Below are 20680 nucleotides of genomic sequence, written 5' to 3'. Positions count from 1 at the left end.
CTGCTCCATAGAGAGTGATTAACCGTAAGCGTTTTCCAATAAAATTATATCCATCACATTAAGGTTCCAACATAGGCGCCAAGTAAGCAATCAGGAAATACAAGAATCCAAAAAGCAGCATAACATAGGCAGTGTATTTAATAGCATTAGATGCAACAATTCTTGAATCTACCGGTGGTTGAATTTCTAGCTGTTCTTCTTCGAGGCTGTCAACTTCTTTGGATACTGGGTCTCTCAACATGATAATCCCCTCCTTGGAAATTCAATCCTTAACTGTATTGTGACATATTTGTGAACAGAAATCAACAATAGTGTGAACAAATATTGAACTTTTGTTCAAATTTGGGCATTTTACCACCTGAAATGTTGCTGTTAAAACAAAAACAACCCGCTTACTCTCTAATTAGAGAGCTAAGCGGGTTATTTGAAATTGGTTCTACCTAGGATCTAACGGGTGTTGTTTATGCCTTAAGCCCAATCCCCATTACGGAAGATAGGTACTGTTGTTCCATCATCGTTAATTCCGTCAATATTCATTTCAGGAGAGCCCATCATAAAGTCAACATGGGTATGGCTTTGATTCATTCCTTTTTCCAACAGCTGTTCTTTAGTCATCGTAATTCCTTCTTGAATTGTGAAGGCATAAGCTGCACCTAAAGCCAAATGACAGGAGGCATTCTCATCATACAACGTAGTGTAATAAAGAATACCGCTCTCAGAAATCGGAGAGTGGAAAGGCACCAAAGCAACTTCACCAAGATAGGAAGATCCTTCATCCAGTGCGATTAGTGATGCCAAAGTTTCTGCGCCTTCTTCAGCAGTAAAATCAATCACTTTACCGTTCTCAAAGGTCAGCGTGAAGTTATTGATTAGATTGCCGCCGTAGCTAAGTGGCTTAGTGCTGCTCACTTTACCATTAATACCAGACTTCAGAGGGGCAGTAAACACTTCTTCCGTTGGAATGTTGGCTAGGAAAGGGACGCCCTTACCGTTCACAGCTCCTGCCTGACACCAGATGTGTCCTTCCGGCAACTCAATAGTTAAATCTGTACCAGGTGCTGTATAATGCAGCTTGCGAAACTTACTTTCATTCAAGGAAGCGCAACGAGTTTTGAGTCCATCTAAATGGCGGCTCCATGCTTCAATAGGATCTTCCTGATCCGCACGTGTGGCTTTAAAGATGGCGTCCCATAATAGTTCAACCTGCTGCTCTGATGGAGCGTCAGGGAACACTTTTGCCGCCCAAGAGGCTGATGGGAAGGCAAGGCCGCTCCAGCTCGCATGATTCCCCATTAAGTACTCACGATAAGGTGCTAGGGTCTGCCCAGAAATACGTTGATTATCGGCAATTCTTCCCGGTTCAACGCCTTTTAAAAGATCTGGGTCAGCGGAGATAATGGTTAGAAATGCGGCTCCCTTTTTAGCAAGATCCTCTAATTCATCGGCTTGCCACTGCGGCGGCTCCAGGAAGGAATCAGATGGAGCAAGATCATAACGTGTACGTAATACAACTTCATCACTATAATTCACCTTTACAAGTCTCGCGCCGGCTTCATAGGCTTTGCGAACCACAAGTCGCACAAGCTCTGCGGATACAATATCTGCATTCACAACGAGTGTCTGACCCGGTTGAATATTAACGCCAATCTTCACGGCCAGCAATGCGTAATTCTCCAGCTTTTGCTTGAAATCCAACATAGTTTCTATTCCTCCCAATATCCTGTATCTCTTGTGTGCTTAAATTAGAACGCCCAGTTTCCATTCAGGAAGACAGGTTCTTCAGTTCCATCAGCAGTTATCCCGTAAATGTTCATCTCAGCTGACCCGATCATGAAATCCACATGGGTTACACTATTGTTGAGACCATGCTCAATTAACTGCTCTGGATTCATGTCTTTACCGCCTTCTAAACAGAAGGCATAAGCCATACCTATAGCAAGGTGATTAGAAGCATTTTCGTCAAACAATGTGTTGTAATAAAGAATGTTGGATTCAGAAATAGGGGATTTATGAGGAACCAAGGCAACCTCCCCTAAGTATTTCGCTCCTTCATCCATGCTAATGAGGTGCTCTAGCGCTTCTTGACCTTGCTCAGCAGTAACACTTATAATACGGCCGTTCTCAAAGCTAATAGAGAAGCCATCGATGATGTTGCCGCCATGACTAAGTGGCTTTGTACTTCTTACAGTGCCATTAACACCAGTCTTTAGTGGTGCAGTGAAGACTTCTTCGGTAGGCATATTGGCTACAAAAGAATGACCTTTTGCATTAATGCTGTCTCCTTGTGCCCAGATATGGCCTTCAGGAAGCTCGATGCTAAGGTCAGTGCCAGGTGCTATGTAATGCAGCTTTTTATATTTTTTTGCGTTGAGTACATTCGCTTTTTGCTCCAAGGTGTCAAGATGCTCCTGCCATGCAGCTACTGGATCTTCACGGTCAAGACGCACAGTGTGGAAAATGGCTTCCCAGAGTTTATCTACACGTTCTTCGGCTGGAACCTCAGGGAATACTTTATCCGCCCAAGCTTGACAAGGAACAGCTACAATACTCCAGCTCACTTTGTCAGACATTTGCATTTCACGATATTTGGTGAGGGCAGCTCCTCGTACTTTTTGAAAATTGGAGATACGTACTGGATCAATACCTTTAAGTGCATCAGGATCTTCAGCGATCACGTTAAGGATAGCCGCACCTTTTTCGGCGAATTCAGTCATTTCACCTGCGTACCAAGTAGGAGGCTGAGTGAATACCTCTGGTGCAGCGTGTTCAAACTGTTGGCGTGTAATGCTTGCATCACTCCAGTTCACCTTAACTAAACTTGCTCCGATAGCATATGCCTTAGCGGTAATTAGACGTACGAAATCAGCGGCAAGAATCGGTGCATTCACCACTAGAATTTGCCCGGGTTGAACATTAACACCTATTTGTACAGCTAAATCTGCATATTTACTAAGCTTAGCCTGAAAATCAGTCATTGTAATTTCCTCCATTTACTAATAGTTTAGTACTTTACAAGCATTGTACTAAATTATTAACCGCCGGATGAAAAAAGTCAATTACGTGGAATTTACAGTGCAAAGAGAAGGAATTACATTCATTTCAATGATATACTGAAAGGGTAGCTGATTTGATGATAGGAAGGAAGATAAGTGGATGAATTTAGAGATCGTAAGTGCTGAAATGAGCCGTAAAGAAGATAAAAGTTATGTAGGGAGGACTGTATTCACTCTCGAAAATCATAAGGCTCCATATGAAATTACTTTCTTCAGTACAAGAGGAACGGAATGGGATTACAGTCTAAGCTTTGCGGGTGAGCCTGGGAGCGAGGAACAGTTCTTAGAAACGGATGCATTGCTGGAGAATAACGATGATGTGTACAATCAGTTGCTGGATGCTGCACTTGATCAACAAGAAATCGTGGAAGAATAATACTTTTATTGATATGACGCCAGCGGCATTATCTGGTAGCCGCTGGCCATATCATGACTATCCAATCGTTATCTTACCTTCTGGGTAACGATACAGTTCTTTACTGCCTTTTGGTTTCAAAGCATAAGCAAGTGTAAGTGGTCCGGTCCGGCCCATAAACATCAGGATAATCACTAGAACCTTTCCTGCCGTAGTCAGTTCCGGAGTAAGGCCCATAGATAAGCCTGAGGTTCCAAAAGCAGATACTGCTTCAAAAAGTACAGTTAGAAATTCAGCGCTCTCGGTTAAGGATAATAACATCGTAGCGATGACAAGCAGCATAAGAGACATTAATGTGATAGTAAGGGCTCTATATACATTTTCTTTAGCGATCCGGTGGCGGAACATTACAATATCTTCTTTCCCCCGTAATCGCGCAGCTACTGCAGTAACCAGTACGGCGAATGTAGTGATCTTGATTCCTCCACCCGTCGACCCAGGTGCAGCTCCGATAAACATCAATAGAATCATTAGAAATTGCGTTGATTGCCGTAAAAGTGGAACTTCAATGGTGGTGACACCACCAGATCGCGGAGTTACCGCTTGTAAAAAGGTCGCCCAAAACTTTCCGCTTGCACTCAAGGGCTTCAGCGTAGAATTAAACTCCAGTAAAAAAAACAGCCCCGCACCAATAACAATCAATATAAGAGAAGTCCAAAGAACAACCTTTGAATGAAGAGTGAGTCTTCTACGTTTAGGAAAGTCCATAAGATCAGACAGAACGATAAAACCAATCCCTCCAAGAAATATGAGACTCATTGAGGTGAAGTTAACAATGGGATCATTTACAAAACGAGTAAGTCCGCTAAACGGCCCATGAATATCACCGAAGAGATCAAAGCCTGCATTATTAAAGATAGATATACTGTGAAAAATCCCATAATATGCTGCTTTCCCAAAGGGCATATCCATCATAAACCTTCCAGCAAACAACACGGCCCCCGACAGCTGAATAACAAGAGAATAGATCAGGACTCTACGGATTAAGAGTACAATTCCCTGCATCGAATTTTGGTTCATGGATTCTTGCAAAAGGATTCGCTCTTTCAAGGATATCCGTTTATTAAGGACCAAGGTAATCAAAGTAGCCATCGTTACAAAGCCTAATCCTCCGATTTGAAATAAAATGAGTAGAACAACTTGTCCGAAGGTAGTTAGCTGAGTTCCCGTATCAATGACCGCAAGGCCTGTTACACAAGTGGCTGAAGTCGCCATAAACAAGGCATCGATAAAGGATATTTGTCCGGATGTTGAGGAGACCGGGAGACTAAGCAGAAAAGTCCCGGCAGTGATAAGGATTAAGAATCCTAGTGATAAAACTTTGGGTGGGGTCATTTTAAAACCACCGAAGTTCAGGTTAGCCAATGTAATTCTCCTGACGTACGTGATATTGGAGTAATGCTCACAGAATTATAACACAACTTACCAGCCCTTCCCTAAATGGAGGGAGGTAATTGACATATTTTATCGAATTATTCTAGAATAACACCCTATCCGTCAACTTAAAAGAGGAGGCTTTCTTAATGATGATAAGTCCGATTCTGAATCAGATTGGTGCTGTTTTTATTCCGGTAAAGGATATTGAGAAATCAAAACAATGGTATTGCCAATTGCTTGGACTCCCATTAGATGGAGAGGTATTATTCGGTCATTTATATGTTGTCCCTATGCAGGGACCGGGCATCGTTTTGGACAGTAAGATTTACACCGCTGAATCTGTTCTAAACATCCCTTCGTTTCATCTTAACACCGAGGATATTGATGCTGCTTATGATTATGTAAAGGCCAACGGAGGAGAGATTCTCACGGATATTGAGCATGATCATTGGTTTAATTTTAAAGATCCCGATGGAAATGTGATCATGGTCTGTCGTTGTTAATCGTTGTATAGAAGGGAGTAGACGAATGATAAGAGAAGCTAGGACCGAAGACGCTACCTACATTGAAGAACTTTATCGGATTTTGCTGCCTGAGCATCCAGCTATTCATGTATCTCCTGAGCGGCTGAAGCAGATAGCAGATCATCCGGAGAGTTTTCTATATGTGTGCGAAGAACAAGAAACAATTGTCGGGTCGTTACATCTTCATTTTTGTATGGATGCTTTGTGTGACGATAGGCCCTTTGCTGTCATAGAAAGAGTCATTGTGGCTGAAAAAGTACGAGGAAAAGGGTATGGCGCAATGCTAATGAGACATGCCGAGAATGTAGCGATCTCCAAGGGAGCCCTTAAGATTATGTTATCAAGTGCTGCAAAGAGAGAAGAAGCGCATCGTTTCTACGAAATTCTTGGTTATGATAGCAGCTCCAGCAAGGTATTCAAGAAGTATTTATAGTTATTTACGATTGGAAGTGATGATATGATGGTTACACTTAGAGAACTGGTGCCGGAGGATGCAGGTGAACTGCTTCGACTTCAGCATCAGTTAGACCAAGAGTCCAAATTTATGTTATTGGAACCGGATGAAAGACAAGCTAGTCTTTGTCAGGTCAAAGAAATGCTCGAAAGCTTTCTGGCAGCAGAAACTTCAATTCTTATAGGGGCAGAGGTTGACGATCATTTGGCAGGTTACTTGTCTGTTAGAGGTGGAAGTGTTAGACGCAATAGACATAGCGCGTACATAGTGATTGGGATTCAGAAACAATATCAGGGGAATGGGATTGGGGCTGGCCTGTTCCGTGAGATGGACATCTGGGCTATGAACAATGGGATTGTTCGTCTTGAGTTATCCGTCATGACCCATAATCAAGCTGCTTTGGGGCTGTATACCAAGAGCGGGTTTGAAATCGAAGGGACGAAGCGGAAATCTCTTATTGTCGATGGTGAGTGGGTGGATGAGTATTATATGAGCAAAATTCTCCAAAAAGAAAAAAGGATAGAGTGTCAGATTTAATCTGATGACCCTATCCTTTTTTTTTATGAATAAAGGTTATGATTTCGTGATTTATGATGATTCAGTGTTGCTTGATTGTTCGATAACAACTTCAACCTTGCGGACACGGTATCTGTTCATCTCGCGGATGGTCAATGTTACATGGTCACGAACAATACTTTTGCCAATGGCTGGATCTGCGATATGACTGTATACCCAGCCTCCAACTGTGGTCACTTCTTCATCTTCGAAATCAAGCCCTGTAAGATCCTTGACCTCTAACAGAGATACCTTACCGTCGAACAGATAGTTGGTATCGCTTATTTTTTCGACTTCTCTGCGTTCATCACCGTCAAACTCGTCACGGATTTCACCAACGATTTCTTCCAAAATATCTTCAATCGTGATGAGACCGGATGTTCCACCATATTCATCAAGCAGCAAGGCAATATGCACACGCTCCAACTGCATACGAGTTAGAAGATTCTTGACCGGTGTCACCTCAGATACTGTCAGTACGGGTTGAATTAAGCTATGAAAATCAAAATCAGGATTGTTATCATACTGCAAATAGAGCTGTTTCGTGTTGATCATTCCGATAATATTATCCTTGCTGCCTTGTGCCACAGGGAAACGAGTATATTGCTCCTTGCGGATAATTTCGAAATTTTCTTTCAACGAATGATTGGTGAAAAGACATACCATATCGGTTCGCGGAACCATGATTTCTTTGGCGAGCATCTCATCAAAAGTAAAGATTCGGTTAACATAGCCATATTCGGCTTTATTGATTTTCCCGCTTTCGTAACTCTCGGACAGGATCAAACGAATCTCATCTTCACTATGCGCGTCTCCATGCTCACTAGCTGGTTTCATCCCAAAAAGACGAACAAGCATATTAGCGGAACCGTTCATGAACCAAATGAGAGGGTACAAAATTCTGTAGAACCAAATAATCAGCGGTGAAGTAATTTGACCGATTTTTTCCGGAATGTTTATAGCTGCCGTCTTCGGAGCAAGTTCTCCGACAACGACGTGCAAGAATGTTGCAATGATGAATGCGAGTAAAAACGCAAGAGGGTGACTCACACTAGAACTGATATTGGCCCAGTCGAAAATAGGAAGCAATAACTGTTCGAATGCAGGCTCTGCCAGTGCACCAATACCCAGCGCAGTGATAGTAATCCCGAGCTGACAAGCGGATAAATAGCCATCAAGATTAGCGGATACCTTCTGTACTGCCAAGGCATTCTTCTTTCCGTCAAGCACCATTTGACTGATCTGGCTACCTCTAAGTCTCACCAATGCAAATTCTGTTGCTACAAAAAAAGCGGTTAAAATAATCAAAATAACCACCAACGTCAAACTAAGTCCTATACCCATATAATCTTTACCATCCCTTTCGTTCCTAAAATAGGTTATACTCATTATTATGAGTTCTTATGAACTATTCTACGAACTTTTCAGTAAAATATCAAATGGTGGAGGGAAACAGATATGGAATCATTTGCATTGACTCGTGTGGAGATGTCCAGTCTACTGCTCTCATTGACCGGATTGTCAGACCGGAAACCGCTGAATATCCTCCAAGAGGCATGGGCAAAGTTTCACCGTGAAGAATTACAAAAGGGGACTTCGTTACCCGCTTTTTTATCAACCAATGTTCCACCCATATTACAAAAGATCATTAAAGGTGGCCATGTAAAAGGCTTTTCACTTGGTGAAATTGCTTCATTGGGCCATCTTATAGAGTATTCCACATTGACCGTCACAGCTATGCAAAATTGGGTCAAGCGCGACTTCAAGGAATATCTCGGTTCGCCTAAAGAAGGAAAGAAATATTCGGTTAATCAGGCGGCGCTTTTGTTTATTATCGATGATCTCAAATCCGCTCTTAACTTTGAAAGTATCCGCCAACTGTTCCAGCTAATGTTCCTAAAGCCGGATCGCGATGATGATGATCTAATTGAACCGGCCAAGCTGTATTACGCCTATGCAGGGCTTTTTGAGGAGATCAAAAGCAATCCATCGATTCAGACGCAATGTAAAGTAGATCAAGTGTTGCACAAGGAGTTCTCTTGGAAAGAAGATACCTCGTTAAAAAGCTCTATAGATCGTGTAATTAACCGGCTGACACATTTATCGAGAGCGCAGAGAGAATCCGTTCGTAATATGCTGCTTATCGCCACAATTTCTGTGCAGACCTGTTATTTTCAATCGCTGGCTAGGCAATACTTTAATGCTGCTTTATTTCTTGATTTTTGAGCACTTCAATTTTAAAATGTATAAGTGAAACAATCAAAAGTAAGTTTATTGGTTAACAGGTTGAAATAAGGGGGCTTCGATGTGAATCAAATGACACTGCTGCGGAATCCGAAACAAAGGAAATTACTCTTCAGCGCTGGCTTGAGCTGGATGTTCGATGCGATGGACGTCGGAATGATTTCTTTTGTTGTAGCAGCTTTAGCTAAGGATTGGAATCTGGGACCGGAGCAGATCGGTATATTGACTAGTATTAATTCCGTCGGTATGGCAGTAGGTGCTGCAGCGGCAGGGATATTAGCAGACCGCTTTGGCCGTAAACCGGTATTGCTGTGGACACTCCTTATTTTCTCGGCGGCAAGCGGATTATCTGCATTTGCAACAGGCTTTGCGATCCTCTGTGTGCTTCGTTTTATCGCGGGGTTTGGACTTGGCGGTGAGCTGCCTGTCGCTTCTACCTTGGTCTCAGAGAGCATGCCTGCTCAGGAGAGAGGCCGTGCGGTTGTGCTTTTGGAGAGCTTTTGGGCAGTCGGTTGGATTGCTTCGGCATTAATCGCGTTCTTCATTATCCCTGATTATGGCTGGCGTATAGCTTTCGGAATTGGGGCTGTACCTGCACTCTACGCTTTATATCTAAGACGGGCGATTGATGATTCACCGAAATTTGCTGAGATTAAAAAGGCACCCGTTTCCTTAAAGAAACGAATCGCTACCGTATGGTCGCCAGAATATCGCCGTTCTACAATTATGTTGTGGATTTTATGGTTTACGGTGGTGTTCTCGTATTATGGCATGTTTCTATGGCTGCCTACAGTTATGGTACTTAAAGGCTTCAGCTTGGTCAAAAGCTTCGAGTATGTGCTTATTATGACGCTCGCTCAGCTGCCTGGATATTTTACTGCCGCTTACTTTATTGAAAAGTTCGGACGTAAATTTGTCCTAGTCATCTATATGCTGTTCACTGCAGTTAGCGCCGCATGGTTCGGAAATGCGACTACTGAAGGCATGCTGATGGCTGCAGGAATTTGTTTATCCTTCTTCAATCTTGGCGCTTGGGGTGGCATGTATGCTTATACGCCAGAGCTGTACCCAACGGCTATTCGTTCCACAGGCGCTGGTTTAGCAACTTCCTTTGGCCGGATTGGGGGCATTATCGCACCTTTGCTGGTAGGGGTTCTAGTAGGTAAATCTATGGAGATTGGCTCGATCTTTATGCTATTTTTTGTAACGATTATTATCGGTGCATTAGCGGTATTGTTCCTTGGCAAAGAAACAAAGGGAACCGAGCTTCTATAAAGTGTGATTCTGCATTACATACTTGATGTTAATCTATCAACAATGCTAAAATATCAAGAAGAAACGATGTTATCGTCCTGTATGGATGACCACTATTCACGTAAGAACAAAACGGTTCCTTCACAGTTGTGAACAGGACCGTTTTTTTACATTAATCCTTATTTATAAGGACGGAGCGATCGCACATGAGTAATGATAGGAAGCAACCGCATTTCACAGAATTAGTCTGGGAAAGTACGGAACAAAATGTACCGATTCCGCCGCGAAATTCCCCTGAACCTGCGCTGCCTAAGTCATCTTCTAAGAATAATGGCAAAACAAATTCAACCCCTGAACCTTCATTACAGCTGCAGCTTTGGGATACAGAGATGGAAACGCCGGAGCCTGTGACTACCACCGAAGGGCAGTTCGTAACAAGAGCGAAGGAATTAGTTGAAAGAACTGAGGACTCAGCGCTTTTTGTTCCTTTTAAGAGTTACTGGCCTACATATGGCCATATGACAGGCACGCAAAGCAGATGGTATTTTTATTGGCGGAATGAAGTTAGACAAGGCAGATATCTGAAAACAGATCTTTCTTATATTTTTCTGCATGTATATGAGCTTATTAATGGCGTGGGGTGGACTGACCCTAATGATGGCTATAGGCAGCTAAATCTGATCTGGGAAGCTTACCGGGAAAGTTATAAACGTTTGGATCAATATCTTGGCGGCTGGATCGCGGACTTCTCTTTTGTACATCATTTGGATGTCCCGCTTTCTATCATTGTGGCTCGTTCACGTGGTCTTGCTGGGGATCTGGCGGAGCTTGAATTAATGAGAGGACTGACGACTGCTCCTGAGCAGCTAACCTTTGCAGTATTAACGGCAATGTCGGACTATGATATTAGTAAATCCAAGTTCTACATCGGAGAAGGCAATGAGGCTCTTGAACAATACATTCCGCAGGTCGTGGCGTTAATTAATGCTTATGTCACCCGGAAACACGGCTCCAATCTAGTTGAAATGTTTCCGCCTGGACCAGCGGTGATGCGGGAGCGTTATTTATTCCGAAGTGCCGTATATGATATTTCATTATATGGCTATTCTGTTCTTATACCGGTTGTACGTATTAGTAAATCTCCACCACTTCGCAGTCTGATTACAAGGTTATTTCGTCTGACTGAGAATAAACTCCGGGAACTGATGGGCTACCGCGGACGACTTAAAGGTATTAATGTAGAGGCCGATATGGATGATTTGATCACTCGTTTTCTAAAGCGTGAGTATCTTAAAGAGACGCAGGAAGACAAAGGGCCGACAGTCGTCATAGATCCGGAGAAGCTAGAACGCCTGCAAAGTGATTCTGAAATTGTACGGACGATGCTTACGGTTGAGAATATGGACGAGCAAGATTACGAGGCTAGCGAGCTCGAAGCAACTATCGGTGAAATCGATCCAATACAAGATAGTAAGGAAGAATTGTTGCCTGTAGAGGTGATTGAAGAAGCTCAAGCGGTTAGCATAGGATCGGAGGCAGAACAGTTTGCCAATGCTTTAAGTCCACTACAACGGGAAGCACTGCTTGCTCTTTTGGATGAGGATGGAAGTCAAGCTTTACTGAAGCTGGCTGCTGCTAATGGCACGATGTCAGAGCTTCTAATTGATGAGATTAATGAAATCGCAATGGACATTCTTGGTGATCTGATCATTGAGGGGGAAGACATTGTTGAGGAATATATCTCTATGCTGCGCAATATTTAATGAGGTGAACTTTGGATGAGTGAATTAAAAATACCTAAACGAATGACAACTGCGCTAGTCAATTCGTTGACGGCTGGTGTTGTTCCGCGTATCGGACTAGAGCACATAGCCGTTGGCCGTCGGCCGGAGATTGAAGCCATATTAAGAGATATGGAGAACATTGCAGAGGGTGGAGCAGCTTTTAAGCTGATTACAGGCAAATTCGGCAGCGGTAAAAGCTTTCTGCTTCAGATGATCCGTAATTACGCGATGGATCGGGATTTTGTAGTAGCAGATGCTGACCTGTCCCCTGAGCGTAGGTTAGTAGGAACTAAAGGACAAGGCCTAGCGACTTACCGGGAGCTAATGAGCCATTTATCGACCCGCACACGTCCAGATGGTGGAGCGTTGGAGATCATCCTGCAGAAATGGATTATTACGCTACAGCAGTCCGTGATGCAGGAGAAGGAATATGGGCCTGATCACCCTCAGCTTGGTGAAGAAGTAGAGAAGCGAATTTACGCTGTAGCCTCTGAAATGCGCGGTCTGGTACATGGTTTTGATTTTGCCAAAGTACTCGCCTCTTATTGGAATGCACACAAGCTGGCCGATGATGACCAGAAACAGGATTCGCTTCGCTGGTTGCGTGGAGAATTTGCAACTCGGACAGAAGCCCGCAAAGCGCTTGGAGTTGGCGTGATTATTGATGATGATAATTGGTATGACTATATGAAGCTTTGGGCGGAATTTACTGCGGCTATTGGCTATAAAGGTCTGCTGCTGTTTATTGATGAAGGTGTCAATCTTTATAAAATTACGAACAGTATTTCCCGTCAGAGCAACTATGAAAAGCTGCTTACCATGTTCAATGATACGATGCAGGGGAAGGCAGAGAACTTAGGGATTTTTATAGGGGGAACTCCGCAATTTGTGGAAGATGGACGGCGTGGTTTATTTAGTTATGAGGCACTGCGATCGAGATTGGTTGCTGGCCGGTACGGGGCGGCGGGTCTGAACAATTATACTGGACCTATCATTGCTCTGGACATGTTATCACACGAGGAAATTCTGGTACTGCTGCAAAAGCTTAAAGAGATTCACGCCCTACATTATGGTTATGAAGCGCGTTTATCACAGGAACAATTGGTTCATTTTATGGAGGAAGCGGTTGGAAGATTAGGGGCTGAGGAACTCTTAACTCCACGGGAGGTAGTTCGTGATTTCATGGATCTGCTGCATACGCTCCACCAGCATCCGGAGATTACTTTTGAACAGCTAGTGGGCGAAAAAACTGCTAAGCCAGCTGAGACTGAGCAAAATGAACTGGATGGATTCCTGGCGGAGTTTGAATTATGAGTGATAATCCGTTCTATAGGCTGGCTCCCTTCATTAAAGAGTTTATTTATAAGAACCGCTGGGAGACTTTGCGTGAGGCACAGGTGGATGCCTGCCGGGTGCTTTTTGATACCCCGCATCATCTGCTGATTGCCTCAGGTACCGCTTCAGGTAAGACAGAGGCAGCATTTTTCCCAGCGCTTACTGAGCTGTATGAACGTCCTTCCGGTTCGGTTGGCATTTTGTATATCGCCCCTCTGAAAGCTTTGATCAACGATCAATTTACACGTTTGAATGATTTGCTTCGTGAAGGCAATATTCCGGTGTGGTACTGGCATGGAGATGTACCTCAAGCCGATAAAACAAAACTGGTGCAGAATCCTTCAGGCGTGCTGCAAATCACCCCGGAATCGCTTGAGGGGTTATTAATGAACCGCCCGAATGCTATTCCAGCGTTGTTCCATGATCTACGTTTTATTGTCATTGACGAGGTGCATGCCTTTATGGGAGCTGACCGGGGGATCCAGGTGTTAAGCCAGCTGGCGAGAATCTCACGAATGGCGGGATGTCATCCTCGCAGAATCGGTCTATCAGCTACGCTGAGTGACTACGCTTCTGTCACAGAGTGGCTGGCGGCGGGCACACGGGAGAGCGTTGAAGTGTCCGCTCCACAAGGCGGGCGTAAGCTCCGTTTAAGTGTGGAGCATTTCTCTTTCCCGGATGCACGGGATGAGGTGCAGGCGGAGCATTTAGAACGTGCGAAGCAGTCTTATTACGATTTTATTTATGATCATACGCATCTGAAGAAGGCGTTGATCTTCACCAACAGCCGCTCAGATGCGGAGACGGCGACCCTAGAGATGCGGAGGACGGCCGCGAAGCGTGGTGAACGGGATGTATTTCACGTTCACCATGGCAGCATCTCCGCGATGCTGCGTGAAGAAACGGAAGCCGCGCTGCGGCAAGGCACCGGACCGGCTGTTGCCGCAGCGACGTTGACGCTGGAGCTGGGTATTGATCTGGGCGAGCTGGAGCGAGTGCTACAGGTCGGCGCTCCCTATAGCTGCGCAAGCTTTGTGCAGCGGTTAGGCCGCTCGGGCAGGCGTGGAGACGCTGCATCCGAGATGATCTTTGTCACGCCCGAGGAAGAGGACGAGGAAGCTCAGCTTCCGGCGCGGATGCCGTGGACACTGCTTCGAGCGATAGCGGTAATTGAGCTATATGTGCGCGAGAAATGGGTGGAACCCCTGGTCGTGCGTCAGCTGCCAGTTGGACTGCTGTACCATCAGACGATGAGCATTTTGAAAAGTATGGGTGAGGCCGAACCGGATGATTTAAAAGAAGCGGTTCTGAGTTTGCCTTCGTTTAAAACCATAGATCCTACTGATTATGATATTTTCATGACCTATATGTTAGGCATGGGACAAATTGAGAAGATGGACGAAGGCAGCTTGATCATCGGGATGGCGGGAGAGAAGATCGTGAATAACTTCCGCTTCTACGCGGTCTTCAAAGATGATGAAGAGCATGTGGTCTATAACGGGACTGAGGAAATCGGATCGATCACAACGGTTCCACCACCAGGCTACTGTTTTACTCTGGCAGGTAAGCTTTGGAAGGTAGAAGAGGTGGATAATCGCCATAAAGCCGTTTATGTGAAAACCTCACGCGGCAAAGTAGATACGTTGTGGCTTGGTGCGGGTGGGGATGTACATACACGCATCATGAACAAGATCCGTGAAATCTTAGGAGCCACTTCATTGTATCCGTATTTAGCTCCGAGTGCGGCTGCGCGGCTCGAACGAGCCCGTCGTTTAGCGAAGGAAAGCGGAATGCTTGTGCGGTCCGTTATGCCGGCGGGTGGAGATTCCATGTTCATTCTGCCCTGGGCCGGTAGTCGGCAATTCCGTACGCTGGAGCGCCTTCTGAAGAACAACCTGAAGAGCCCTCTGGGACTGCGTTCTATCGTTCCCATGGAACCTTATTATATGGTCGTTGCGGGTAAAACAGATGCAGAAACGCTGGAAGCAGAGATCATTGCCGAAAGTATGGCTGCCAGAGATCCATTATCATTGTTATCCCCAGATGAAGCACCCTACCTCGGAAAATACGATGAGTTCATCCCGCATGAGCTGCTGCGCAAAGCTTTTTCCTTGGATGGATTAGATGTCCCGGGTCTGATTGAGGTTTTAAAGCAGTGGCAGCAACCTAATTAACCTTAAGCAGTACCTGTTGAAAATACTCTAAATTGCAGACGTCCGCTTATGCGGGCGTTTTGTTATGTCCGGACCAATGCTGATATATGAACTTTCCTTAAGTTTCAAATGTTGCATAAGAATAGGGTGGAAGGAGAATAGTACTAACAGATTCCTATAGAGGATGATTGCGATGTGGCCTAAAATAGTCTCTTATATTCCGGACTGGACAATTTTTATGCAGGCGGCGATTACGCTGCTCTTTCCCGTTGGGATTTTTTATCTTTACAGGCATTTGTATTTTTATGTTGGAAGCGGACGCTCCAAGGAAACAGAGGCCAAATCACAGGATGCGGAACTGAAGAAGAATGACAATCGGGAAGTAAATCCGCAGCCTCCTGTGTCTACTGCTTTTACCCAGGACTATGATGCCGATCTGACAGCGATAAAAACGGCATTGGGGGAGAACAGTGATGTACATTTTCGTGAATTCTCAGTTAAAGGTATACAGGCACGTGCCGCATTGGTCTATGTAGAGGGGATGCAGCACGAGGAGCTAATCAATCAGCAGGTGCTGCAGAATCTGATGTATGCCGGCGAAACGCAGGCTTCAGAAGGAATATACAACTACTTGAAACAGAATATGCTCCCCTTAGCTCAGCTTAGTGAAGCCAAGGATTTAGACCAACTGCAGGAGTTTGTCCTATTCGGATACACTGCGCTGATTGTCGAAGGCATGCGTGAGATGTTGCTGGTGGGTTCTCCGCATGGATCCGTGCGTGCGATTACTGAGCCAACCTCGGAGGCTTTACTGCGTGGGCCTCGGATTGGCTTTACCGAGGTGCTTAGTGAGAATACCTCTATGCTGCGGCGCCAAGGGCTTAATAAGAATCTGGAAATGAAAATGGTTGAAGTAGGCAGCGAAATCAAGAAGAACCTGGTTATCGCTTATATGAAAAACATTGTAAATCCTGATCTGCTCCAGGAAGTGAAGGAACGTATCTCCAAAATTGATATGGACTTTATTCTGGAATCCGGCTATGTGGAACAGTTGATCGAGGATGATTATTTAAGCCCGTTTCAGCAGACACAGAATACGGAAAGACCCGATCGGGTAATTGCATCCTTGTTAGAGGGAAGAGTCGCGATTTTGCTGGATGGCACACCGTTTGCACTCGTTGTTCCAGTGACGTTCAGTATGCTTTTGCAGTCTCCTGAGGATTATTATGAGCGCTGGATTCCGGGTACACTTTTGCGGATACTCCGGTTTTGCGCATCATTTCTGGCTCTGTTGGCTCCGGCGCTGTATATTTCCTTTATCTCTTTTCATCCGGGACTGATTCCTACACAACTGGCGATCTCCATTATCGAAACACGCCAAGGTGTACCCTTTCCTGCATTAATTGAAGTGTTGATTCTGGAAATTTCCATTGAAATCTTGCGTGAAGCTGGAATTCGGCTGCCGAAGCCCATAGGTCCGGCAATGGGGATTGTCGGAGGTCTAATCATTGGAGATGCCGCGGTACAGGCTGGTATTGTAAGTCCCTTTTTGGTAATTGTTGTAGCTGTGACAGCGATCTCTTCGTTTTCCATACCGATGTACAGTGCGGGGATTACTCTCCGGATCTTACGATTCGCAGGCATGTTATTTGCGGCGGTCCTGGGCATGTTCGGAACCATCCTTTTCTTCCTGCTTATTTGCAGCCATCTGACTCGGCTTTCAAGCTTTGGAGTTCCTTACGTCACCCCTATTTCCCCTTTCCGCTTAAGTGACTGGAAGGATTTGTTCGTTCGTGCACCGTTATCGATCATGAAGCGAAGACCGGAGATGCTGAAGACCCAGAAGAAAAAGCGCAGGTCCTAGAGAATGTATTCTTAGCAGGAGCAGAGGGGAGACCACAGTGTTTAAACGAACTGATGATAAGATCACAACCTCGCAGGCTTCCATAATCTTGACCAATTCAATGCTAGGTGCGGGAATTTTGACTTTGCCCAGAAATGTTGTTAAGGCTGTGCAGACTCCCGATGCCTGGATTTCAGTAGTGCTGGGAGGTATCATCGTATCTTTGGTGATATTGGTTATGGTGAAGCTTAGCCAGCAATTTCCAGGGAAGACTGTCTTTCAGTATTCCAAAAGAATTGTTGGGAATCTTCCAGGCAGTGTAATGAGTACAATATTGATTCTGTACTTTATTGTGATAGCGGGTTTCGAAATCCGCGTTTTGGCGGAAGTAACGTTGTTTTTTCTTCTGGAAGGGACACCGATCTGGGCGATTGTGATGCCGTTCATCTGGGTGGGCACTTATCTGGTTTATGGCGGGATTAATTCCATGGCCCGCGTGTTTCAGATTGTATTTCCGATCAGTATTTTTATCCTGATTATTTGTTATATCTTAAGTACCAGAATATTTGATATCCAGCATTTGCGTCCTTTTCTGAGTGAAGGCATGATGCCGGTGATCCGAGGCATGAAGTCGAGCATCCTGATTTTTACCGGTTGTGAGGTTGTGATGACAATGACTGCCTTTATGGAGCATCCGCAGCAAGCGGTCAAGGGAATGTTGGTTGGTTTAAGTATACCATTTGTATTATATTTGGTTACTGTTGTGATGGTTATCGGCGGCCTATCTATCAATTCTGTAATCACAAGCACCTGGCCTACGATAGATTTGGTACGGAGTTTTGAAATATCAGGGTTCTTTTTTGAACGATTTGAATTTCCGTTGCTCGTCATTTGGCTGATGCAGATGTTCTGTAATTTTTGCAGCTTTTTCTTTAATGCATCACTTGGCATCTCCCAGGTATTCCACCTAAAGATCCATCCGGTTATGTTCGCTTTAATGCCCATCATCTTCATCTGTACGATGATCCCTCAACGCATTAATGATGTCTTCAGTCTTGGCGATGCGATTGGCTATATGGGTTTGCTGATCTTTATATTGCTGCCACTGTTATTGTCGATTGTATTAATCATTAGGAAGAAAGGACTCAAGCAGAATGTTTAGACTGCGGGATATTCGCTTACTGTTGGTATTCGTGATTCTGCTTACGCAGTCTGGCTGCTGGAGCAGTAAGGAGATTGAAGACTTGAGTGTTTATACGGGATTGGCGCTTGACAAGGGGGAGCCGAAAGGAGTCGAACGGGAATTCGAGGAACTTGGAGGAAGCTATTCAAAGAAAAATAAATTGACGGCTACGGTACAAATTGTGCCTGAAAAAATACTCGGAAACTCTGGCAAAGATGGCGCAACACCACAAACTCATTATCACAATATTTCTGAGACAGGGGATTCTCTGCTTGAGATATTCCGCCAAATCTCAATACGTAAGAACCGTCCGATTATAGGTCATCACCTCAAGGTTGTTGTCATATCTGAGAAACTGGTGCAACAGGAGAAGATCAGACGGCTAATGGACTTTTTACTGCGAGATAATGATATCCGCCCTAGCTGTCTTATATTTCTTAGCCAAGGGCCTGCATCCGACACACTTAAAACAACCTCGGAGGAGATTCCTTCTTTTCGTCTTGCAGACATGATTCATAACCACTTCAGAACCAGTAAAGTTATGAAGGGCATAACGTTGTCTAATCTAGATGCACTTATGTACTCCAGGCAAAGCTTTGTTTTACAGAACGTTGTGGAGGCACAAGGTGAGGTGGAATTTTCCGGAGCAGGTATTATCAAGGGAGACACAGGACAGTGGATTGGCAATATTGATCAACAGGATGTGGAGAGTATTGCCTGGATCAAAGGGGACATAAAAGGTGGGAGCATTAAAGCCTATAATCAGTTGAATGAAGCGATTACTTATGAAATTAAATCAGTTAAGAGCAAGATTACGCTGAAGGAGACTGCGGATGAGAAGTTCTCTATTCATGTAGCCATTGAGTCTGATGGACGTCTTATTGAGAATTGGGATGATAATGAGCATTCCGCGGAAGTTGCCTATTTCAAAGAATTGGAGAAGATATTCGAGGAAAAATTAACCGAAAAAATCAATGCTCTTATTCACAAAATGCATTCTACCTACAAAGTGGATATAGCAGGGTTCGGAAATTGGTTCAGCATAGAAAAACCGCAGGTTTGGAAAAAGATCAAGGATCATTGGGACGAGGAATTTATTCGGATGCCATTGACCTTTGATGTAAAGCTTAAAATCACCGATTTTGGTTCCACGACTGAATGAAGAGTTCACTTGGATAAACGTGTTAACACAAAAAGGATCTCAGCAGCCGATGATGGCTATTGAGATCCTTTTCGTGGTTAGTAAGTAGAAGCTGCAAAAACAAACACAACGACGAATAATATAATAATTGCGTACATCAGCGTGCCCACAATTCCACATACCAGGCCTGCAATCGCTAGGCCTTTGCCTTGTTCATAACGATTACGGATTTCCTTCAGCGATAAGGCGGATAGAATAATCGCAATAATTCCTAACAGAAAACCAATATAAGGCACAACAATAGAGAGGATTCCCAAGACAAAACCAGCGATTGATTTACCATTCGTCGGTGCCGGAGGGGGTGGAGGCTGATAATAGTTCAAATTGTCGTTTGTTGGATAGCTCATTAAAATCACCTCCAATAGAAATTGTTATTGAATGTAGTTAATCCAGTGCTCTAGCTGCACACAAGGGACAAGCCCGATAGATTCAGCTAGACGAATGGACGCTTGATTTCTTTCAAGGACGTGATAGCGTGGAATAAAGCCTCGTTCTAACGTTTCTTGTATGGCTGTGCGAACTACCATTTTCGCGTATCCGTATCTTTGAAATGCTTCTAAAGTATGAACAGCGCCGATTTCCCAAATCTGCTCTTCATTTCGGAACGCTAGGCAGGTACTAACCGGATTGTCGCCCTGAAAGATTGAAACGGAAAACGCTCCTTTTTGGAAATATTCCTCAATTTCTTCCTTATTGTAATGGTTAGCAGCCCAAAGTGGAAGTAGTCTGTCGTCAAATGAATGATTGATTGACACCTCTTTGTCCTTACTATACCTTAACCCCTCAGTTGTGCTGTAAGAGAAAAACCCTCGAGTTTTTTCTAAAGAAAAATGCGCAGACAGTGCCTCTTGGTACTTCACATCCTGTAGTTTAAAAACAAGCTTCGCCTGTGCTGGGAGCAGTGGTAGTAAAGCTGGAAATATATCGGGGCAGCTGTAATCCAAAAATACGATGTAATCCGCTTGAGGATATACCCTATGATCATATGCGTATGCTGTGGCTGGAAGAAGTAATACAATACCCCACTGATCACCATGCTCAACTAGATGTGTTTCCATGACTTCGTGGAAGGAGTTTAACATTTTTAACAAGCTTACATTCTTTAAGGGATTCGTTTGTAATTTGTTTATGATTCGTTCGTTCTGGTGCACGTTCATCCACTCCTAGCTCAGATTTATATATTTTACTATAAATAGTACTTATGCAGATATTTATATTTTTCCCTTTACTAATCATTAATCTATTGAAGAAGGAAGGTTGACATTGACTGTTATAATATATTAGGGAAAATAAAGCTCGCTGTTT

Annotated in this window: 19 protein-coding genes; 12 read left to right on the top strand and 7 right to left on the bottom strand. The window is 44.2% G+C overall.

All coding sequences use genetic code 11. The features are described from left to right. Positions 1 to 58: 58 nt before the first annotated feature. From NST58_RS17405 to NST58_RS17395, 3 genes are all read right to left on the bottom strand, one after another. Positions 59 to 241 (bottom strand): hypothetical protein, encoded by a 183-nt coding sequence (locus NST58_RS17405; RefSeq protein WP_076126661.1) that lies wholly within the window; start codon positions 239 to 241, stop codon positions 59 to 61. Between the two features lie 227 nt (positions 242 to 468). After that, positions 469 to 1698, bottom strand: coding sequence for an aminopeptidase (locus tag NST58_RS17400; RefSeq protein WP_076126659.1), 1230 nt, complete (start codon positions 1696 to 1698; stop codon positions 469 to 471). 44 nt (positions 1699 to 1742) lie between these two features. Further along, positions 1743 to 2975, bottom strand: coding sequence for an aminopeptidase (locus tag NST58_RS17395; RefSeq protein WP_036676902.1), 1233 nt, complete (start codon positions 2973 to 2975; stop codon positions 1743 to 1745). A 178-nt stretch (positions 2976 to 3153) separates the two neighbouring features. Here NST58_RS17395 and NST58_RS17390 point away from each other — a divergent pair, with 178 nt between their 5' ends. Next, a complete protein-coding gene (locus NST58_RS17390; protein WP_076280402.1) occupies positions 3154 to 3429 on the top strand; it encodes a hypothetical protein in 276 nt (91 codons plus the stop codon). Positions 3430 to 3486: 57 nt separating this feature from the next. Here NST58_RS17390 and NST58_RS17385 read toward each other — a convergent pair whose 3' ends face one another. Next, positions 3487 to 4803: a TrkH family potassium uptake protein gene (locus tag NST58_RS17385; RefSeq protein WP_076184980.1), complete on the bottom strand. Its 1317-nt coding sequence runs from the start codon at positions 4801 to 4803 to the stop codon at positions 3487 to 3489. A gap of 191 nt (positions 4804 to 4994) precedes the next feature. On the opposite strand from NST58_RS17385, the gene NST58_RS17380 reads away from it, so the two are divergent. From NST58_RS17380 to NST58_RS17370, 3 genes are read left to right on the top strand one after another with little or no spacing between them, the layout of a single operon-like run. Next, positions 4995 to 5348, top strand: coding sequence for a VOC family protein (locus NST58_RS17380; protein ID WP_036677380.1), 354 nt, complete (start codon positions 4995 to 4997; stop codon positions 5346 to 5348). A 25-nt stretch (positions 5349 to 5373) separates the two neighbouring features. After that, a complete protein-coding gene (locus NST58_RS17375) occupies positions 5374 to 5802 on the top strand; it encodes a GNAT family N-acetyltransferase (RefSeq protein ID WP_076126653.1) in 429 nt (142 codons plus the stop codon). Positions 5803 to 5826: 24 nt separating this feature from the next. Then, positions 5827 to 6360: a GNAT family N-acetyltransferase gene (locus tag NST58_RS17370; RefSeq protein WP_076126651.1), complete on the top strand. Its 534-nt coding sequence runs from the start codon at positions 5827 to 5829 to the stop codon at positions 6358 to 6360. A 51-nt stretch (positions 6361 to 6411) separates the two neighbouring features. Here NST58_RS17370 and NST58_RS17365 read toward each other — a convergent pair whose 3' ends face one another. After that, a complete protein-coding gene (locus NST58_RS17365; RefSeq protein ID WP_076126650.1) occupies positions 6412 to 7722 on the bottom strand; it encodes a hemolysin family protein in 1311 nt (436 codons plus the stop codon). A 114-nt stretch (positions 7723 to 7836) separates the two neighbouring features. Between NST58_RS17365 and NST58_RS17360 the strand changes: the two genes are divergently transcribed. The 8 genes from NST58_RS17360 to NST58_RS17325 all read left to right on the top strand — a co-directional run bounded on the left by NST58_RS17360 (position 7837) and on the right by NST58_RS17325 (position 19336). Continuing rightward, a complete protein-coding gene (locus tag NST58_RS17360; RefSeq protein WP_036676915.1) occupies positions 7837 to 8604 on the top strand; it encodes a DUF1836 domain-containing protein in 768 nt (255 codons plus the stop codon). An 81-nt stretch (positions 8605 to 8685) separates the two neighbouring features. After that, on the top strand, positions 8686 to 9897 hold the full coding sequence (locus tag NST58_RS17355; protein WP_339243630.1) for an MFS transporter: 1212 nt from the start codon (positions 8686 to 8688) through the stop codon (positions 9895 to 9897). A gap of 185 nt (positions 9898 to 10082) precedes the next feature. After that, positions 10083 to 11639, top strand: a complete 1557-nt coding sequence (locus tag NST58_RS17350; RefSeq protein ID WP_339187183.1) for a TerB N-terminal domain-containing protein — start codon at positions 10083 to 10085, stop codon at positions 11637 to 11639. A 15-nt stretch (positions 11640 to 11654) separates the two neighbouring features. Next, positions 11655 to 12974, top strand: a complete 1320-nt coding sequence (locus NST58_RS17345; protein WP_076126647.1) for an ATP-binding protein — start codon at positions 11655 to 11657, stop codon at positions 12972 to 12974. Further along, positions 12971 to 15169 carry a DEAD/DEAH box helicase gene (locus tag NST58_RS17340; protein WP_339243628.1) on the top strand — a complete coding sequence of 733 codons (2199 nt, stop codon included), beginning with the start codon at positions 12971 to 12973 and terminating at the stop codon, positions 15167 to 15169. The genes NST58_RS17345 and NST58_RS17340 overlap by 4 nt, the downstream gene beginning before the upstream one ends. Positions 15170 to 15341: 172 nt before the next feature. After that, positions 15342 to 17012 (top strand): spore germination protein, encoded by a 1671-nt coding sequence (locus tag NST58_RS17335; protein ID WP_076126801.1) that lies wholly within the window; start codon positions 15342 to 15344, stop codon positions 17010 to 17012. Positions 17013 to 17049: 37 nt separating this feature from the next. Beyond that, entirely contained in the window at positions 17050 to 18153 is a 1104-nt protein-coding gene (locus NST58_RS17330) for a GerAB/ArcD/ProY family transporter (RefSeq protein ID WP_339243627.1), read from the top strand. Continuing rightward, on the top strand, positions 18146 to 19336 hold the full coding sequence (locus NST58_RS17325; RefSeq protein WP_339243626.1) for a Ger(x)C family spore germination protein: 1191 nt from the start codon (positions 18146 to 18148) through the stop codon (positions 19334 to 19336). Before NST58_RS17330 ends, NST58_RS17325 begins: the two co-directional genes overlap by 8 nt. 77 nt (positions 19337 to 19413) lie before the next feature. On the opposite strand, the gene NST58_RS17320 is transcribed toward NST58_RS17325, so the two are convergent. Together NST58_RS17320 and NST58_RS17315 are read right to left on the bottom strand one after the other, a co-directional pair. Next, positions 19414 to 19722 carry a DUF4190 domain-containing protein gene (locus NST58_RS17320; RefSeq protein WP_076218054.1) on the bottom strand — a complete coding sequence of 103 codons (309 nt, stop codon included), beginning with the start codon at positions 19720 to 19722 and terminating at the stop codon, positions 19414 to 19416. A gap of 24 nt (positions 19723 to 19746) precedes the next feature. Further along, the gene (locus NST58_RS17315) at positions 19747 to 20526 is read right to left on the bottom strand and encodes a GNAT family N-acetyltransferase (RefSeq protein WP_076126639.1); all 780 of its coding nucleotides are present in this window, start codon (positions 20524 to 20526) and stop codon (positions 19747 to 19749) included. Between the last annotated feature and the right edge of the window lie 154 nt (positions 20527 to 20680).

Origin of the sequence: Paenibacillus sp. FSL R10-2796, from assembly GCF_037965315.1 — a bacterium.
Lineage (GTDB): Bacteria > Bacillota > Bacilli > Paenibacillales > Paenibacillaceae > Paenibacillus_AQ > Paenibacillus_AQ odorifer.
This window is presented reverse-complemented; position numbering and strand designations above follow the sequence as displayed.

Bases quoted from the DNA above. Each gene is read 5' to 3' on its own strand.
- NST58_RS17405 (WP_076126661.1), bottom strand. From the start codon at position 241: ATGTTGAGAGACCCAGTATCCAAAGAAGTTGACAGCCTCGAAGAAGAA.
- NST58_RS17400 (WP_076126659.1), bottom strand. From the start codon at position 1,698: ATGTTGGATTTCAAGCAAAAGCTGGAGAATTACGCATTGCTGGCCGTG.
- NST58_RS17395 (WP_036676902.1), bottom strand. From the start codon at position 2,975: ATGACTGATTTTCAGGCTAAGCTTAGTAAATATGCAGATTTAGCTGTA.
- NST58_RS17390 (WP_076280402.1), top strand. From the start codon at position 3,154: ATGAATTTAGAGATCGTAAGTGCTGAAATGAGCCGTAAAGAAGATAAA.
- NST58_RS17385 (WP_076184980.1), bottom strand. From the start codon at position 4,803: ATGACCCCACCCAAAGTTTTATCACTAGGATTCTTAATCCTTATCACT.
- NST58_RS17380 (WP_036677380.1), top strand. From the start codon at position 4,995: ATGATAAGTCCGATTCTGAATCAGATTGGTGCTGTTTTTATTCCGGTA.
- NST58_RS17375 (WP_076126653.1), top strand. From the start codon at position 5,374: ATGATAAGAGAAGCTAGGACCGAAGACGCTACCTACATTGAAGAACTT.
- NST58_RS17370 (WP_076126651.1), top strand. From the start codon at position 5,827: ATGATGGTTACACTTAGAGAACTGGTGCCGGAGGATGCAGGTGAACTG.
- NST58_RS17365 (WP_076126650.1), bottom strand. From the start codon at position 7,722: ATGGGTATAGGACTTAGTTTGACGTTGGTGGTTATTTTGATTATTTTA.
- NST58_RS17360 (WP_036676915.1), top strand. From the start codon at position 7,837: ATGGAATCATTTGCATTGACTCGTGTGGAGATGTCCAGTCTACTGCTC.
- NST58_RS17350 (WP_339187183.1), top strand. From the start codon at position 10,083: ATGAGTAATGATAGGAAGCAACCGCATTTCACAGAATTAGTCTGGGAA.
- NST58_RS17345 (WP_076126647.1), top strand. From the start codon at position 11,655: ATGAGTGAATTAAAAATACCTAAACGAATGACAACTGCGCTAGTCAAT.
- NST58_RS17340 (WP_339243628.1), top strand. From the start codon at position 12,971: ATGAGTGATAATCCGTTCTATAGGCTGGCTCCCTTCATTAAAGAGTTT.
- NST58_RS17335 (WP_076126801.1), top strand. From the start codon at position 15,342: ATGTGGCCTAAAATAGTCTCTTATATTCCGGACTGGACAATTTTTATG.
- NST58_RS17325 (WP_339243626.1), top strand. From the start codon at position 18,146: ATGTTTAGACTGCGGGATATTCGCTTACTGTTGGTATTCGTGATTCTG.
- NST58_RS17320 (WP_076218054.1), bottom strand. From the start codon at position 19,722: ATGAGCTATCCAACAAACGACAATTTGAACTATTATCAGCCTCCACCC.